The organism is Allobosea sp. LC85 (assembly GCF_000735605.1).
Lineage (GTDB): Bacteria > Pseudomonadota > Alphaproteobacteria > Rhizobiales > Beijerinckiaceae > Allobosea.
In genome coordinates, this window is sequence record NZ_JPKG01000044.1 from 57,590 (window position 1) to 73,665 (window position 16,076).

General features: G+C 64.0%; 16 protein-coding genes. 11 read left to right on the plus strand and 5 right to left on the minus strand.

The genetic code is table 11. The annotated features are described in order from the left end of the window. Positions 1–69: 69 nt before the first annotated feature. On the minus strand, positions 70–498 hold the full coding sequence (locus tag FG93_RS20135; RefSeq protein WP_043237574.1) for a heme-binding protein: 429 nt from the start codon (positions 496–498) through the stop codon (positions 70–72). Positions 499–693: 195 nt separating this feature from the next. On the opposite strand from FG93_RS20135, the gene lysM reads away from it, so the two are divergent. From lysM to FG93_RS20180, 9 genes are all read left to right on the plus strand, one after another. Continuing rightward, positions 694–1,134, plus strand: a complete 441-nt coding sequence (gene lysM, locus FG93_RS20140; protein ID WP_043237577.1) for a peptidoglycan-binding protein LysM — start codon at positions 694–696, stop codon at positions 1,132–1,134. A gap of 207 nt (positions 1,135–1,341) precedes the next feature. Next, complete coding sequence (locus FG93_RS20145) at positions 1,342–2,394, plus strand: TRAP transporter substrate-binding protein (protein WP_043237580.1); 1,053 nt, start codon at positions 1,342–1,344, stop codon at positions 2,392–2,394. Positions 2,395–2,403: 9 nt separating this feature from the next. Beyond that, positions 2,404–2,907: a TRAP transporter small permease gene (locus tag FG93_RS20150; RefSeq protein WP_052513971.1), complete on the plus strand. Its 504-nt coding sequence runs from the start codon at positions 2,404–2,406 to the stop codon at positions 2,905–2,907. Then, complete coding sequence (locus tag FG93_RS20155) at positions 2,904–4,223, plus strand: TRAP transporter large permease (protein ID WP_081881671.1); 1,320 nt, start codon at positions 2,904–2,906, stop codon at positions 4,221–4,223. The genes FG93_RS20150 and FG93_RS20155 overlap by 4 nt, the downstream gene beginning before the upstream one ends. Positions 4,224–4,242: 19 nt before the next feature. Beyond that, positions 4,243–4,557, plus strand: a complete 315-nt coding sequence (locus tag FG93_RS20160) for a rhodanese-like domain-containing protein (protein ID WP_043237747.1) — start codon at positions 4,243–4,245, stop codon at positions 4,555–4,557. A gap of 121 nt (positions 4,558–4,678) precedes the next feature. Next, positions 4,679–6,988 carry a xanthine dehydrogenase family protein molybdopterin-binding subunit gene (locus FG93_RS20165; RefSeq protein WP_043237584.1) on the plus strand — a complete coding sequence of 770 codons (2,310 nt, stop codon included), beginning with the start codon at positions 4,679–4,681 and terminating at the stop codon, positions 6,986–6,988. A gap of 131 nt (positions 6,989–7,119) precedes the next feature. Next, positions 7,120–7,554, plus strand: coding sequence for a cytochrome c (locus FG93_RS20170; RefSeq protein WP_043237586.1), 435 nt, complete (start codon positions 7,120–7,122; stop codon positions 7,552–7,554). A 281-nt stretch (positions 7,555–7,835) separates the two neighbouring features. After that, on the plus strand, positions 7,836–8,270 hold the full coding sequence (locus FG93_RS20175; protein ID WP_043237590.1) for a cytochrome c: 435 nt from the start codon (positions 7,836–7,838) through the stop codon (positions 8,268–8,270). 150 nt (positions 8,271–8,420) lie between these two features. Beyond that, positions 8,421–9,350: a cytochrome c gene (locus tag FG93_RS20180; RefSeq protein WP_081881672.1), complete on the plus strand. Its 930-nt coding sequence runs from the start codon at positions 8,421–8,423 to the stop codon at positions 9,348–9,350. A 91-nt stretch (positions 9,351–9,441) separates the two neighbouring features. Here the strand turns inward: FG93_RS20180 and FG93_RS20185 are convergent, their stop codons facing one another. The 3 genes from FG93_RS20185 to FG93_RS20195 all read right to left on the minus strand — a co-directional run bounded on the left by FG93_RS20185 (position 9,442) and on the right by FG93_RS20195 (position 12,270). Then, a complete protein-coding gene (locus FG93_RS20185; RefSeq protein WP_043237595.1) occupies positions 9,442–10,062 on the minus strand; it encodes a helix-turn-helix domain-containing protein in 621 nt (206 codons plus the stop codon). Positions 10,063–10,224: 162 nt separating this feature from the next. Further along, complete coding sequence (locus FG93_RS20190) at positions 10,225–11,148, minus strand: DMT family transporter (protein WP_043237597.1); 924 nt, start codon at positions 11,146–11,148, stop codon at positions 10,225–10,227. 342 nt (positions 11,149–11,490) lie between these two features. Continuing rightward, positions 11,491–12,270, minus strand: coding sequence for an SDR family oxidoreductase (locus tag FG93_RS20195; RefSeq protein WP_043237599.1), 780 nt, complete (start codon positions 12,268–12,270; stop codon positions 11,491–11,493). Positions 12,271–12,394: 124 nt separating this feature from the next. On the opposite strand from FG93_RS20195, the gene FG93_RS20200 reads away from it, so the two are divergent. Then, positions 12,395–13,207 carry a UDP-2,3-diacylglucosamine diphosphatase gene (locus FG93_RS20200; protein WP_043237601.1) on the plus strand — a complete coding sequence of 271 codons (813 nt, stop codon included), beginning with the start codon at positions 12,395–12,397 and terminating at the stop codon, positions 13,205–13,207. Next, positions 13,207–14,286 (plus strand): glycosyltransferase family 1 protein, encoded by a 1,080-nt coding sequence (locus FG93_RS20205; protein ID WP_052513972.1) that lies wholly within the window; start codon positions 13,207–13,209, stop codon positions 14,284–14,286. Before FG93_RS20200 ends, FG93_RS20205 begins: the two co-directional genes overlap by 1 nt. Here FG93_RS20205 and FG93_RS20210 read toward each other — a convergent pair. Further along, the gene (locus FG93_RS20210; RefSeq protein WP_043237604.1) at positions 14,225–16,012 is read right to left on the minus strand and encodes a cation:proton antiporter; all 1,788 of its coding nucleotides are present in this window, start codon (positions 16,010–16,012) and stop codon (positions 14,225–14,227) included. The genes FG93_RS20205 and FG93_RS20210 overlap by 62 nt on opposite strands. Positions 16,013–16,076 lie beyond the last annotated feature (64 nt).

Here is a 16,076-nt window from a genome sequence, read left to right on the forward strand (position 1 = left end):
CTGCTGCGATGCAATGAAAACCGCCGCCCGAGCGTGGGCAGTAGCTGGAAAAGAGAAGAATTTCCTGTTTCAGGCGCCCGTGTCAGCAACAAGGCCTATGCTTGAGATGCCGGCGATGGCGGCGGCCTCGTCATTGTCCGAGGTGTCGCCGGAAATTCCGATCGCGCCGAGCAGCACGCCAGCGCCATCGCGAATGAGTACGCCGCCCGGGACCGGCACGAGCGAACCGCCGACGGCATGGGTCGCTGCCTCGATGAAATAGGGGCGTTCGAGCGCCATTTTGTGCAGGGCGCGCGATCCGATGCCGAGCGCCACGGAGCCATGCGCCTTGCCGAGCGCGATCTCGCCGCGTTTCAGGCTCGTGCCGTCCTGTGCAGCGAAGGCCTTCTGTGCCCCCCGAGCATCAATGATGGCGATCGCGAGCGGTTTGAAGCCGGACTTCTCGGCATGGGTCAGCGCGCTCGCGAGGACAGTCTGGGCCTGGGCCAAGGTGAGCATGAGACGGGCCTTCCGTTGAGGACGCGAGCTTCTTGCCAGCCCGCAGGCGCGGAGGGAAGCTGCCGCAGCGCGCAAGCTGCCATGTCATGGTGAAACGTACCGGCATATCGCTCCCTTTGCCGGCATCACGCAATTCAACTTGAACTTGCAGGGGCAAGCGGGCTTCATACCAGCCCCGACACTGGAGGATAAGCTATGGGTCTGTTCAGTTTCATCAAGGAAGCCGGTGCGAAGATCTTCGGTGGCTCGGCGCAGGCGGCGACGCCCGACGCTCTGCAGAAGGAATTGGCCGGGCACGGGCTGCCCTCTGACGTCAATATCCAGATCGATGGCGACAAGGTGAAGGTCTCCGGCAAGGCGGTCTCTACCGAAGAGGCCGAGAAGATCATTCTTGCGCTGGGCAACACGACCGGCGTGGCGCAAGTCGAGTCCGAACTGGCGGTCACGAAGGAAGCTCCGGCTGCCGTGTTCTACACCGTCAAGAAGGGCGATACGCTCTGGAAGATCGCCGAAGAGCATTACGGCAAGGGTCAGGGCGCGAAATACACCGAGATCGTCAAAGCCAATACGCCGCCGGTGAAGAATCCCGACCTGATCATGCCGGGCTGGGTGCTGCGTATTCCGCCCAAGGCCTGATCCACTTTCTGCTTATTGAAGCAACGGCATGCGGCATGGCCCGCATGCCGTTCCGATGCTCGTCATGACCGCGTCAATTTCGCGCGGACGGCTCTTGCGTCAGCCGCGCTTTAGCGCTCATCTGTCATACCAACAAGGCAGACAGGGTATTCCTTGTGGGAATGGCCTGTCATGCCGTGCCTGAGCAGGCCTCTGGGGAGGGGATGAATGAGTTTTGATCGCCGCAAATTCCTGACGCTGGCCGGCTCGACCGTTGCCGCGCCGGCCGTGATGCGTGTCACTCGCGCCAATGCGCAGGAGGTGACGCTGAGGATGCATCACTTCCTGCCGCCCGTCGCCAATGGTCATTCGAAGTTCCTGAAGCCCTGGTCCGACAAGGTCGCGGCCGAATCGAATGGCCGCATCAAGATCGACATCTTCCCCTCGATGCAGCTTGGCGGCACGCCGCCGCAGCTCTTCGACCAGGCCCGTGACGGCGTTGCCGATATTGTCTGGACGCTGCCCGGCAATACGCCGGGTCGCTTCACCGGCATCGAGGCCTTTGAGCTGCCCTTCGTCTCGAACAAGCGCGCCTTGGTCAATTCGCTGGCTCTGACGGACTACGCCGAGCAGAACCTCAAGGACGAGTTCAAGGACGTCAAACCGATCTGCTTCTGGGCGCATGATCACGGGCTGATCCATGCCAACAAGCAGGTGAAGACGATGGAGGACCTCAAGGGTCTGAAGCTGCGCTTCCCGACCCGCCTCGCCGGCGAAGCCCTGCGGGCGCTCGGCGCCAATGCGATCGGCATGCCGATCCCGCAGGTGCCGGAATCGCTGGCGCAGCGCGTCATTGATGGCTGCGTCGTGCCCTGGGAGGTCGTGCCGTCGATCAAGGTCCAGGAACTGGTGAAGTATCACACCGAGATCCCGGGCTCGCCGACCTTCTATGTCGCGACCTTCGTCCTGGCGATGAACCGCGCGAAATACGATTCGCTCGCGCCCGACCTGAAGGCGGTTCTCGACAAGAACTCCGGCGCTGCTGCGGCTGCAATGGCTGGCAGGGTCTGGGATGAGCAGGCCGTCGTGGTGTCCGAAATGGTGCGCAAGCGCGGCAATACCATCACCATGCTCGACGAGGCCGAAGCAGCGCGTTGGCGCAAGACGACCGAACCGGTGATCGATGGCTGGATCAAGGCCGCCAAGGACAAGGGGCTCGACGGGGCGAAGCTGCTGGAGAGCGCAAAGGCGGCGCTCGCCAAGCACGAGAAGGCGGCCTGACGGCGTATCATGGCGGTCAAAGGTGGGGAAGCAACGACGCCGGGCTTTGATGCTCTGGTGCGTGGAATTGCCATCGCGGGTGGCGTTCTGCTGATTGCGCTGGCGACCATGGTTGTCGTCAGCGTGACCTTGCGCAGCGACCTGATCGGCGCGGCTGGCGTACCGGGTGATTTCGAGCTGGTGCAGATGGCGACCGCGGTCGCCGCCTTCTGCTTTCTGCCCTATTGCCAGCTTCGGCGCGGCAACATCTTCGTCGACACCTTCACTCTGAAGCTGCCCTTGCGCTGGCAAAGGGCAATCGATGCGGTCTGGGATGTCGTCTATGCCCTGGTCATGGCGCTGATCGCCTGGCGACTCGCTGCCGGTGCACTGGCGGCCCTCGCGAGCGGCGAGAACACCATGGTGCTGCGGTTGCCGAGCTATCTTCCGATCGCGATCTGCGCAGTGCTGGCCGCACTGGTTTCGCTGACCTCGTTCGTCAGCGCCAGCCGGCTGGCGAGGGGGCGCGCGTGAGCGGCTTTACCCTCGCCATCACGGGCTTCGTCGTGCTTCTCGCCCTGATGGCCGTCAGGTTGCCGATCGGGCTGGCGATGATGCTGGTCGGTGGCCTCGGTTACATCCAGCTCAATGGGCTGGAACCATTTCTCAACTATATCAAGACGACGCCCTATCAGATCTTCGCCAACTACACGCTGTCGGTGATTCCGCTCTTCGTGCTGATGGGGGCCTTCGCTGAACGGTCGGGCCTGGCGTCCGACCTGTTCAAGGCGGCGTCGGCCTTTGTCGGTCACCGCCGTGGCGGGCTCGGGATGGCGATGATCGGGGCCTGCACGGGCTTCGGCGCGATCTGCGGATCCTCGGTCGCGACGACCGCAACCTTCGCACGCGCGGCGCTGCCGCAACTGCGGCACTATCGCTACGATCCCGGCTTCGCCTGTGGCGTCACCGCCGTCGGCGGCACGCTCGGCATCCTGATCCCGCCTTCGGTGATCCTGGTCGTCTATGCGATTTCGACCGAGCAGAACATTGCCAAGCTGTTCAAGGCGGCCTTGATTCCCGGGCTGATGGCGGCCGCGATGTACTGCATCACCATCGTAATCATGACCCGCCTCGACGCGACGCTCGGCCCGGCGCATGAGCGGACCGCCTGGCGCGACCGGCTTGGTCCGCTGCTCGGCATCATTCCGGCGATGCTGGTCGCGCTGGTCGTCGTGGGCGGCATCTATGGCGGGATCTTCACCCCGACCGAGGGGGCCTCGGTCGGCGCCTTTGTCATGCTGATGATCGGCGTCTTCCGGCGGGCGCTGGGCCTGAAAGAGATCGGCGAGGCGATCCTGCAGACCGCCGAGACTTCGGCGATGATCTTTGCGATCCTGCTCGGCGCCGAGATCTTCAACGCCTTCCTGGCGCTGACCCAGGTGCCGACCGCTGCGGCCGAGATGATCGCGACGTCGGGCTGGCAACCCTATTCGGTCCTGGTCGGCCTGCTCGTCTTCTACATCGTGTTAGGCGGGGTCATGGACGAACTCGCCATGATCCTGCTGACGCTGCCGGTGTTCTTTCCGATCGTGACCGCACTCGATTTCGGCATGCCGGTCGACGATATCGCGATCTGGTTCGGCATCCTCGTCCTGATCGTGGTCGGAATCGGGATGACCTGCCCGCCGATCGGCCTCAATGTCTTCGTCGTCGCCTCGCTGGCGCGCGACGTTCCGGTGACGCGGATCTATCGCGGGGTGCTGCCCTTTGTGCTGTCTGACGTGATCCGGCTCGGCATCGTGGTGGCATTTCCGGCCCTCACGCTCTATCTGGTGAAGCTACTGGATTAGCCTGGACTGGATGGCAGCAGTGACCGTGAACGATCTCGATATCGACGACATCAAGGCCGGGCTCGCGGCCGATTCCATCCTGATCGTGGATGTGCGCGAGCCGCATGAATTCGCGGCGGGACATATTCCTGGCTCGGTCTCGCGGCCGCTGTCGCAGTTCAACCCTGCCGACCTGCCCAATCCGCCTGGCAAGCGCATCGTGCTCTCCTGCGCTGCCGGCGTGCGCTCGCTGCGGGCTCTGGAGTTCGCCCAGTCCGCCGGTCTCGATATCGACAGCCATTATCGCGGTGGCTTCAAGGACTGGGCGATGCGCGGCGAGCCCATCGAGCAATAGGACGGGCTTGCGCGTCATGCATCGCAGCATTCTGCCTGCCTGGGGCTGACGCGACGCCGATCCTGTTCCAGTTTCTCATGTGACGGTTTCGAGATTCTCGTACTTTCAAGGATGTAAGCCCATGCGCCCCATGAAGTTCGGAGTCGGCCAGCCCATTCGCCGGGTCGAGGATCACCGCCTGACCACCGGGACGGGGCGCTATACCGACGATATCGCCGTCGAGGGGGCGCTGCATGGCTTCGTGCTGCGCTCGCAATACGCTCATGCGAAGTTCACGATCCGGGACAAGGATACCGCCCGCGCGATGAAGGGCGTGAAGCTGATCCTAACTGGCGAGGATGTCGCGCATCTCGGCGACATTCCCTGCAAGGGCTTGATCAAGACGGTTTCGGGCAAGTCGGTGGAGCCGAACCCGGTGCCGGTGCTGCCGACCGATACGGTGCGTCATGTCGGCGAGGCCGTGGCCTTCATCGTTGCCGAGACGCTGGGCCAGGCCCGCGACGCTGCCGAGGCGATCGATATCGCGTGGGAGGTTCTGCCTTCGATCACCGGTATCGCCGAGGCGCTCGATCCGAAGGCACCGCAGGTCTGGCCGGGGCGTGAGGGCAATGTCGCCTTCGAGGCCGAGCAGGGCAATGCCGAAAAGACCGCGAAGGCCTTTGCCAAGGCCGATCGCATCGTTTCCGTCACGATCGTCAACAACCGTCTCGCGTCCAACTACATGGAGACGCGCGCCTGCATCGCCGAATACGACAAGGATTCGAAGCGCTGGACGCTGACGCTCGGCAGCCAGGGCAGCCATGGCACGCGCGACATCCTCGCCGACTATATCCTCAAGGTCGATCCCGCGCGCATCCGCGTCATCACGCCCGATGTCGGCGGCGGCTTCGGCACCAAGATCTTCATGTATCGCGAATACCCGCTGACCATGGTGGCGGCCGAGAAGCTGAAACGCCCGGTGCGCTGGGTCGCGGACCGGACCGAGCATTTCCTTGCCGATACGCATGGCCGCGCCAATCTGACTACGGCCACGATGGCGCTCGACAAGAAGGGCAGGTTCATTGGCCTCAAGGTCGATCTTGCGGCGGAAATGGGCGCCTATCTCTCGCAATACGGGCCTTTCATCCCCTGGGTCGGCACGACGATGACGCCGGGCTGCTACAATATCCCGGCCGTGCATGTGCGTTTCCGCGGCGTCTTCACCAACACCACGCCGGTCGATGCCTATCGTGGTGCAGGGCGTCCCGAGGCTGCCTACCTGATCGAGCGGCTGGTCGATGCCATTGCGCGCGAGACCGGCAAGGCGCCGGATGCAGTCAGGGCGCAGAATTTTGTCAAGCCGACCGAGATGCCGCATTCGACGCAGACCGGGCCAGTCTATGATTCCGGCGAGTTCGAGGGACATATGCGCCGCGCCATGGATGTCGCCGACTGGAAGGGTTTCAAGGCGCGCCTCAAGGCCTCGACCAAGACCGGCAGGATCCGCGGCATCGGCATGGCCTGCTATATCGAGGCCTGCGGCGGCGGCGGACCGGAGAGTTCGACCGTCATCCTGGAGAAGGACGGCACGGTGACCGTGCTGATCGGCACGCAGTCGAACGGGCAGGGGCACGAGACGGCCTATTCGCAGCTCGTCGCGCAGCATCTCGACATCCCGATGGACCGCATCCGCGTCATTCAGGGCGATACCGACCGCATCGAGACCGGTTCCGGCACCGGTGGCTCGCGCTCCATTCCGGTGGGCGGCGCCGCGCTCGACAAGGCGTCCTCGATCCTGACCGAGAATCTGAAGCAGCTTGCTTCCGAGAAGCTCGAGGCCGGTATCGGCGATCTGGAAATCGTCGATGGCGCGGTGCGGATCGTCGGCACCGACAAGGCGCTCGATCTCAAGGCCATTGCCGCGCTGCCGGGAGCGACCGCGGACAAGCTCAAGGTCCATCAGAGCTGGACGCCACCGGAAGCGACCTATCCGAATGGCACGCATATCTGCGAGCTGGAGGTTGACCCCGGTACCGGCGCGACCGAGATCACCAACTACGTCGTGGTCGACGATTTTGGCGTGACACTGAATCCCTTGATGCTCGAAGGCCAGGTCCATGGCGGCGCCGCACAGGGCATCGGCCAGGCTCTGATGGAGGAAATCCGCTTCGACAGCTCAGGCCAGATGCTGACGGCGACGTTCATGGATTACGCCTTGCCGCGCGCGATCGACGTTCCCAACTTCCATTTCGAGACCCGCAATGTCCGCTGCGTCACCAATGCGCTCGGCGTGAAGGGGGCTGGCGAGGCCGGGGCGATCGGGGCTTGCCCAGCGGTGATGAACGCGATGGTGGATGCGCTCGACCGCGCAGCCGGCATCCGCGCGATCGACATGCCTGCGACGCCAAAGAAGGTGTTCGGTGCCTTGAGAGCGGCAGGGTATTCGCTGTGATGCAGGCGTAAGCCACTCCGATTCCGATCTGATCACGGAAATGCGACTTGGCGTTGTGATGCGGATCGGATGATCTGGAAAGCTTCTAAGCGGCGCACTCGACGCCGCGCTTTCCGGGAGGAGGCTTACGCATGATACGCACCGTATTCGTTGCCGCCGGCCTTGTTTTGACGCTCTCGACCGTAATTGCGCAATCGGACCCGATTGCCGAGCGTCGCGAGACGATGAAGGGAGTGGGCGCCGCCACGCGCGACGGCGCGGCCATTGCCAAGGGCGAGGCCGCCTTTGACGCGACCAAGACCGAGAATATCTTCAAGGTCTACGTCGCTGCCGCCAGGAAGATGCCGGGTCTCTTCCCTGACACTGCCAAGACGGGTGGTGAGAGCATCGCGGGACCGAAGATCTGGGAGGACCCAGCCGGCTTCAAGGCTGGGTTTGCCAAGCTGGAGATGGAGGCCACAGCAGCGGCAGCCTCCACCAAGGACCTCGACAGCTTCCGCACCGCCTTTGGAACGGTGACCAAGAACTGTGCCGCCTGCCACGAAGTTTATCGCATCAAGAAATAGGTTTCGCTGCACCGCTGCGGTTGCGCCGCGCGGTCGTGCATGAGGTCAAGGGCGGGCTCCATAATGGAGCCCGCCCTCCTTTTTCTGGCCCGCGCTACGGTCCTTTCAACCTCCCGCAACGTTTCTGGCAGGCAGCCGCTCGTATGACGCAGGATCGATTTGCTCAAATTCCGGTGCGTTCACGAAAATGCGACTTGGCGCTGTCATGCGAATGCGCTGATCTGGAAGAATTCTAAGCGGAGCCTGTCCGGTGCCGCACCTCCCCGAAAGGATAGTCGCGCATGATCCGTACCGTAGTCGTTGCTGCTGGCCTCATTCTCGGCCTTTCGGCCGTCGTCGCGCAGTCTGACCCTATCGCCCAGCGCCGCGACGCGATGAAGGCCGTTGGCGCGGCGACGCGCGAAGGCGCGGCCATCGCCAAGGGCGAGGCAGCGTTCGAGTCCACCAAGGTCCAGACGATCTTCAAGGTCTATGCCGACGCGGCGAAGAAGCTGCCGGCTCTGTTCCCGGAAACGGCCAAGACGGGCGGCGAGACCACGGCGGCGCCAAAGATCTGGGAGGATCAGGCTGGCTTCAAGACAGCTCTTGCCAAGTTCGAAACCGAGGCTGTGGCGGGTGGTGCCGCTGCCAAGGACCTCGACAGTTTCCGCTCTGCCTTTGGCGCCGCGACCAAGAATTGTGGCTCCTGCCACGAGGTCTATCGGATCAAGAAGTAAGCTCAGCTGCGCCGCGCGGTTGCGCCACGCGCTCGAACATGGGTTGATGGGCGGGCTCCACCGTGGGCCCGCCCATTCTTGTCAGCCCTGCGCTTCGAACCTTTGAAATCCTCGGAGCGTTGAGGCACCAGCAAAACCGGGAAACGCTTGATGCGCCGCCTATTCCTCACGCTCGGCATTTTCATCCTGTTGGGACTCGCCGGCTTCTATGTTCTCACCGACCCACGCGTCGTGTCGCCCGCGCCCGAGATCGGGACTCTGCCGCCGCCGGATGTCGAGAATGGCAAGCTGCTCTTCGCGGCTGGCGGCTGCTCTTCATGCCACGCAACGCCCGGGCAGGACGACAAGCTCCGGCTTGGCGGTGGGCTTGCCTTGCCCTCGCCCTTCGGCACGTTTCGCGCACCCAACATCTCGCCGCATACGCGGGACGGGATCGGCAACTGGGGAGTGAAGGACTTCGTCGATGCGATGGCGACCGGCGTCTCGCCGTCCGGACAGCATTACTATCCGGCCTTTCCCTATACCTCCTACCGGCTGATGCCGCCCAAGGCGCTGGCCGATCTCTTCGCCTATATTCGTACCCTGCCTTCAGTCGAAGGGAGTGCGCCCGGGCATGATCTGCCCCTTCCCTTCAACATCCGCCGTGCCGTCGGGGGCTGGAAGCTGCTGTTCTTCGATGGATCGCCGTTCCGGCCGGACCCGACGAAGAGCGAGGAGTGGAACCGGGGCGCCTATCTGGTACAGGGGCCGGGCCATTGCGCCGAATGTCATTCGAACCGTAACGCGCTGGGCGCGATCATTCCGTCGACGCGTTTTGCCGGCGGCCCCGACCCGGAGGGCAAGGGCTTCGTGCCGAACATCACGCAGCATGCCGATGGGCTGGCGAATTGGTCGAAATCGGAGATCGCCGAACTGCTCAAGACAGGCTTCACTCCGAGCTTCGACAGCGTCGGCGGCAACATGACCGCGGTGGTGCGCAACACCGCGCAACTGTCGGATGTAGACCGGATGGCGATGGCGGAATTCATCAAGTCGCTGCCGGCGGTCGCGGGTCCGCCGCGGCCCAAGAAGGCCGAGTGAGCCACACAGCCGAATTGCCGATTGCGTTCGCGATGCCATCCCGGCTGGCTTACGCCGCCGGGATGGCGGGTGCCCGCTTCGGGCTCGGCGCTTACTCCATCACCGCCGCTTTGAGGATGCAGACCATCAGGGCCGAACCTGGCTGGTCGCCGACACAGCGGACGATATGGCGGCGGTCGCAGCGGTAACGCAGTGTCTCGCCAGCCTTGGCGCGCTGGATCACGTCACCGACCTCGACCTCGAATTCGCCCGAGGTCACGGAGAGCGATTCGATCGAGCCGCGCTGATGACCTTCGGAGTCGAGTTCGCCGCCGGGTTCAGCCTGCACATCGTACCATTGCAGCCATTCGACAGTCTTGATCCAGCCGATGATGGCGAGCCTCAGCTTGCCGTCCTCGGAGACCAGGATCGGCGTGTCGGCGCGGGTGGTCTTGTCGATGAAGGCTTCCTCTTCGCCGCTCGACAGCACGCGTTCGATCGAGATGTCGAGGGCCTGCGAGAGCCGCCAGATCGTCGCCAGTGTTGGGTTGGTCTCGTTGCGTTCGATCTGACTGATGATCGACTTGGCGACGCCCGACTGCTCCGCGAGTTCGGAAAGCGAGAGATTATAGGCCTTGCGCAGTCGCTGGATCGTCTTGCCGAGCTGGCCCGAGATGACCTGGGCCCCCGATTCGAGTTCGCGCCCGCCACGTTCCTTGGTCTCGATACCCATCCTGATACCCGTCACACGAATGTCGTTCGTTTGCGGAAGCGAACAAACGTTTGTCTAACCGGACAATGCCCGTTCCAGTTGGAAGGAGCAAGCCGGAGAAGGACGGGCGACGGCCGAGAGCGGCTTCGTCCAGGGCCTCTTCACACGATTTTACGCGTGCTCTCAGGTCGCTCGTGTCGAACCGACCTCGCGCGTCTCCCGCTTGAGCAGACCGAGCTGCTTCTCGCGCAGGATCACATAGATGCCGGACGCGATGACGATGGCAGCGCCGATGAGTACGGCCGAAGCCGGCCAGTCGCCAAAGACGAACCAGCCGATCGCAACCGCCCAGAGCATGGTTGAATATTCGAACGGCGCGATCAGCGAGGCGTCGCCATAGCGATAGGCCTGGACCAGGAAGATCTGACCGAGCCCGCCGAGGATGCCGATCGCGACCATGAGCGCGGCATCCTGAAGATCCGGCATGCGCCAGCCGAGCAGGATGGTGAAGAGGCCGAGCGTCGTCGTCATCAGCGTGAAATAGAAGACGATGGCGCCGGTGCGCTCGGTCATGGTCAGCTGCCGCACCTCGATCGAGGCGAAAGCCGAGCAGCAGGCGCCGGCGAGGCCGAAAGCAGCGCCGATCGCCGGTGCATTGCCGCCAGCGATCTGGAAGCTGCCCAGATGCGGGGACAGCATGATCAGCACGCCAATGAAGCCGATGGTCACCGCGCTCCAGCGATAGATGCGGACACGCTCCTTCAGCACCAGCGCGGCGAGCACGACGACTGCGAGCGGTGCGGCATAGCCGAGCGCGACCGCGTCCGGCAGAGGCAGAAAGCTCAAGGCTACGAAGCCGCAGAACATGCCGGTCGATCCGATCACTCCACGTTTGAAGTGGCCGCGCAGGTTCTTGGTCTTCAGGGCAGACGGAATCTCGCCGCGCCAGCCCAGCCAGAGCAGCAGCGGGATCAGCGCGAAGAAGGACCGGACGAAGACGAGCTCTCCTGTCGGATAGCGCGCCGCGATCGCCTTGATGCCGGCCGACATCAGGGTGAAGGACAAAGCCGAGATCAGCTTGAGCGTAATGCCGAGGAGAGGAGACAACGGGGATGCGCGTAGGGGTCAGGGGAAAGAGTCTTGTAAAGGACTTGGCCTCTCTAGATCACGTTCACGCGTCCCGTCCAAGCGCAATGCTTGCAACCCTGGTGCCCGTGGCGGCGCATGCGTGGCCTCGAAGCGCGGTGGAAACGGGTTTTGCGCGGCAGGTGCCGAGGTGAGGATTCTAGAGCATGCTGCGAAAAAGTGGCGACGGTTTTTCGCGTAAAGCATGCTCTAAACTATTAGATTCGATCACGTTTTCTGCGTTTGGACGATTTCGTCCAAACGCAGCGTGATCGAAGCCCGGAGAGCCAGGCTCCCCGGGGCAGATCATGGCCTGGCCGCGTCTCAGAATGTTCCCTTGAACACGCCGCCGTCGATCAGCAGGTTCTGGCCGGTGATATAGCCGGCATGGGCGCTTGCCAGGAAGGCGCAGGCCTTGCCGAATTCCTCGGCACTGCCGAAGCGCTTCGCCGGAATCTCGGCCATGCGCCCCTTCGTCATTTCCTCGGGCGTAATTCCCTTGATCGCGGCCATCTTGGTGGTCGAACCCTTCAGCCGATCAGTATCGAACATGCCGGGCAGGATATTGTTGATGGTGACGTTGGCATATGCGACCTCGCGGGCGACGCCAGAGAAGAAGGCGGTGAGACCGGCCCGTGCGCCCGACGAGACATCGAGCCCGGTCAAGGGCGTCAGCACGCTCATCGATGTGATGTTGACGATGCGGCCGAAGCCGCGCGCGATCATGCCGTCGATGACACGCTGCATCAGTTCGACCGGCGTCGCCATGTTCTGGATGACGCCCTCGACAAGCGCTTCCCGCGAGACTTCGCGGAACGGCTTCGGCGGCGGGCCGCCATTGTTGTTGACCAGGATGTCCGGCTCCGGGGCAGCCGCGAGCAGCGCGTCCTGACCAGCGCGGGTCGAGACATCGGCAACAACGGCGATCACGGTTGCACCATATTTCGCCCGGATCTGGCTAGCCGTGGCCTCCAGCGTGGTCGCGTCGCGGCCGTTGATGACCACGGTGCATCCAGCCTCGGCGAGAGCCTCGGCGCAGCCCCGGCCGAGCCCCTTGCTCGAGGCGCAAATGATGGCCGTGCGGCCGGCAATACCCAAATCCATCGTGTTTCTCCGGAGCTTTCGCTGATACTCAGCCGAGCAGAACCACGGATTGAGCTCTGCGTCATCAAAGCGCAATGCAAATCAGACACACGCCGCAAGCAATGCAACAAGATGGGCTGGCGGCATGAGCGACGAGGACGAGGCGAAGCAGGTTCGCAGCATCTTCATCTCCGACCTGCATCTGGGAACGCGTGGAGCACAGGCCGATCTCGTGCTCGAATTCCTGCGGGCCTATGATGCGCCGCAGATTTATCTCGTCGGGGACATCATCGATGGCTGGCGGCTGAAGAACGGCTGGTACTTCCCGCAGGCGCATAACGACGTCGTGCAGAAGCTGCTGCGCAAGGTGCGCAAGGGTTCGCGGCTGATCTACATCACCGGCAACCACGACGATTTCCTCCGCGATTTCACCGGGAGCGAGTTCGGTGGCATCCGCATCGCCGACCATGCGTTGCATGACACCGCCGACGGCAAGCGCCTGCTGGTGATCCATGGCGACCTGTTCGATCTGGTCGTGCGCAATGCAAAATGGCTCGCGCTGTTGGGGGACTGGGCCTACACGGTCGCGCTCGCGTCCAACACGGTCGTCAACAAGGTCCGCCGCTTGCTCCACCTGCCGCACTGGTCGCTCTCGGCCTGGGCCAAGCAGAAGGTCAAGAATGCGGTCAACTATATCGGCGAGTTCGAGACCTGCCTTGCCGCCGAGGCGCGTCGCCATGGCGCGGATGGCGTGGTCTGCGGCCATATCCACCACGCCGCACATCGCAAGATCGACGGGCTCACCTACATCAATACGGGTGACTGGGTCGAAAGCTGCACGGCTGTGGTCGAGCACCATGACGGCCGCTTCGAGGTCATTCGCTGGCCGCAATACCGGCTGAAGAGTGAGCCGGTCCGGCCGATCCCGCAGCCGGTCCTGGTCAGCGAGGCGGCCTGATGCGCGTCCTCATCGCGACGGACGCCTGGCGTCCCCAGATCAATGGGGTCGTCCGGTCGCTGGAGCGGATGGTCGAGGCGGGGCCGTCATTTGGTGTGACGCCGCATATGCTGACGCCCGAGGGGTTTCGGCAGATTGGCCTGCCATCCTATCCCGATATCCGTATCGCGCTGGCAACGCAGGGCGCCATCGCGCGGCGCATCAGCGACTTCGAGCCGGACCACATCCATATCGCCACGGAAGGGCCGATCGGCTGGCTGACCCGCGCGGTCTGCCTGGCGCAGAAGCGTACGTTCACGACGAGCTACCACACCCGGTTTCCGCAATATGTCGCGGCCCGCTGGCCGATTCCGGAACGCTGGAGCTACCAGTTCCTGCGTCGGTTCCACGGGGCGGCTGCGGGTGTCATGGTCTCGACCGCGACGGTCGAGGCCGAACTGCAGCAGAACGGGTTCGAGCGCATCCTGCGCTGGGGGCGGGGCGTTGATCTCCAGCAGTTCCACCCGCGCCAGGTAAGCGTGCTGGATCTGCCGCGTCCCATTTTCCTCAGTGTCGGGCGCGTCGCTGTCGAAAAGAACCTCGATGCCTTCCTGTCGCTGCGCCTGCCCGGCAGCAAGGTCGTCGTCGGTGATGGCCCGGCGCGCGCCGACCTGCAGCGCGCCTTCCCGGACGTGACGTTCCTGGGTACGCGCGAGGGCGAGGAACTGGCAGCGATCTACGCGTCGTCGGATGTCTTCGTGTTTCCGAGCCTGACCGACACTTTTGGCATCGTGCTGCTCGAGGCGGCCGCAAGCGGGCTGCCCGTTGCGGCCTTCCCCGTGCAGGGGCCGAGCGATGTCTTTGCCGGAAGCGGCGCTGCCGTGCTGGACGAGGATCTGCGGGGCGCAGCGTTGGCGGCCTTGCGCATCCCACGCGAAGCCTGCCTGGGACTTGCCGCAGGCCATAGCTGGCAGAGCAGCGCCGAGCAGTTCTATGGGCATATCCGGCGGATTTCCCAGCGTGCTCCGGCCCTGAGCGTCACAACCTTCGCGAACGTCCGTGCCGGGGAAGCGCAGGCGCGGGAGCAGCAGCGGGCTTGAGTTCGCGCCGAAACACGTCCCGCCGTTCGTGCACGGAGGCGATGACGAGGCCCATCGGCACGCCAAGCCCGACAAGCGCTGCTTCCGACAATTGCAGGCTGGCCTCGATGGTTTCCGGCACTGCGTCGTTGACGCCGAGCTCATAGAGGTGCCGGGCATGGGCGGCGTCGCGGGCGCGCGCCACGATGATGAGCTCGGGGCGCAGCGCCCGTGCCGCCTTGACGATCTCATCGACTGCGCGGTGATTGTGGATCGTGACGATCAGGGCGCTTGCGTCGACCACGCCGCAGAGCTTCAGGAAATCCGGCTTGGTCGCGTCGCCGAAGAAGGCGGGCCGGCCAGCGCGCCGTTGGCCGGCGATCAGGACCGGGTCGGAGTCGAGCGCGATATAGGGCTTGTTGTGCTCTTCGAGCATCGAACCGACGAGTCTGCCGACCCGGCCGCAGCCAATGACGATCGCGCGCCCCGTATGGTCGTCGGGCGGCAGGATTGTTGCCTCCTCGGGCAGGGCCACTGGCGGCGCGAAGCGTGCCGCCATATGGCGCGCCACACGGGCAAATAATGGCAGCGTCACCATGGTGAGAGACACCGCGGCAAGCACGAGGCTTGCCGCGCCATGGTCAACCAGTTTCGCGCCGACGGCCGCGTTGAGCAGCACGAAGGCAAACTCACCGCCCGGAGCGACCATGATCGCGGCTTCGATCGCTGTCGGGACGGAAAGAGCCAGGAGCCGGGCCAGGCCCAGCACGACCAGCGCCTTTGTCAGGAGAAGACCAGCGGCGATGCCGAGGATGATTGCAGGTTGAGCCGCAAGCTGCGCGGGGTCGACACTCATGCCAACGATCAGGAAGAAGACACCGATCAGCAAGGATTTGAACGGCTCGATCGTGACTTCGATGGCGCGCCGATACTCGGTTTCCGCCAGGAGCAGGCCGGCGATGAAGGCGCCAAGGCCCATGGAAAGGCCGGCCGCTGCCGCCACCAGCCCGGTGCCGAGCGCGACCAGCAGGGTCGCGGCAAGGAAGCTCTCGGAGCTGTCGGTCGAGGCAACGAGACGAAAGAGCGGACGAAGCGCCAGGCGCCCGACCACGACAATGCCGGCAATCGCTGCGAAGGCATGCACGAGCGCCTGCGCCAGGCCGGCGACCAGCGAGCCGCCATTCTGCGCGCCGAGAACGGCGACGAGGAAGAGCAATGGCACCACCGCGATATCCTGGCAGAGCAGGATCGCGAAGCTGGTACGGCCGGCCGAGGTCATCATGCGTCGCTTGGCCGAAAGCAGTTCGACGACCATGGCGGTCGAGGACAAGGCGAGGCCGAAGCCGATGATCAGGGCTGCTGCAGCGGGCTGTTTCAAGAGGAAGGCGAAGCCGCCGATGATCGCGGCGGAGAGCGCGACCTGCCCGAGCCCGAGACCGAAGACCAACCTGCGCATGGTCATCAGGCGCTCAAAGGAGAGCTCAAGCCCGATCACGAAGAGCAGGAAGGCGACACCGATTTCGGCGGGGCCGGCCAATGTGCTCGCGTCGGATACGGTGATGGTGCGCAGCAACGGCACCGAGGAGACGAGGCCGCCCAGTCCGAAGGGGCCGAGCAACGCGCCGCAGGCCATGAAGGCGACGATCGAATTGACGCGGAAGCGCTTGGCAAATGGCACGATTACGCCGGCCGTGGCGAGGACGACGATGGCGTCTTTATAGGCCGAGGGGTCGATCGTGGCTGCCAAGCTATCCTCGCATTGCCGATTCAGAGGGGCGATTCATGTTTGCGGTCCAAGCCGTTGCGATACA

Excerpts from the sequence above, each read along its gene's own strand:
- FG93_RS20135 (WP_043237574.1), bottom strand. The coding sequence starts at position 498 with ATGCTCACCTTGGCCCAGGCCCAGACTGTCCTCGCGAGCGCGCTGACC.
- lysM (WP_043237577.1), top strand. The coding sequence starts at position 694 with ATGGGTCTGTTCAGTTTCATCAAGGAAGCCGGTGCGAAGATCTTCGGT.
- FG93_RS20145 (WP_043237580.1), top strand. The coding sequence starts at position 1,342 with ATGAGTTTTGATCGCCGCAAATTCCTGACGCTGGCCGGCTCGACCGTT.
- FG93_RS20150 (WP_052513971.1), top strand. The coding sequence starts at position 2,404 with ATGGCGGTCAAAGGTGGGGAAGCAACGACGCCGGGCTTTGATGCTCTG.
- FG93_RS20165 (WP_043237584.1), top strand. The coding sequence starts at position 4,679 with ATGCGCCCCATGAAGTTCGGAGTCGGCCAGCCCATTCGCCGGGTCGAG.
- FG93_RS20170 (WP_043237586.1), top strand. The coding sequence starts at position 7,120 with ATGATACGCACCGTATTCGTTGCCGCCGGCCTTGTTTTGACGCTCTCG.
- FG93_RS20175 (WP_043237590.1), top strand. The coding sequence starts at position 7,836 with ATGATCCGTACCGTAGTCGTTGCTGCTGGCCTCATTCTCGGCCTTTCG.
- FG93_RS20180 (WP_081881672.1), top strand. The coding sequence starts at position 8,421 with ATGCGCCGCCTATTCCTCACGCTCGGCATTTTCATCCTGTTGGGACTC.
- FG93_RS20185 (WP_043237595.1), bottom strand. The coding sequence starts at position 10,062 with ATGGGTATCGAGACCAAGGAACGTGGCGGGCGCGAACTCGAATCGGGG.
- FG93_RS20195 (WP_043237599.1), bottom strand. The coding sequence starts at position 12,270 with ATGGATTTGGGTATTGCCGGCCGCACGGCCATCATTTGCGCCTCGAGC.
- FG93_RS20200 (WP_043237601.1), top strand. The coding sequence starts at position 12,395 with ATGAGCGACGAGGACGAGGCGAAGCAGGTTCGCAGCATCTTCATCTCC.
- FG93_RS20205 (WP_052513972.1), top strand. The coding sequence starts at position 13,207 with ATGCGCGTCCTCATCGCGACGGACGCCTGGCGTCCCCAGATCAATGGG.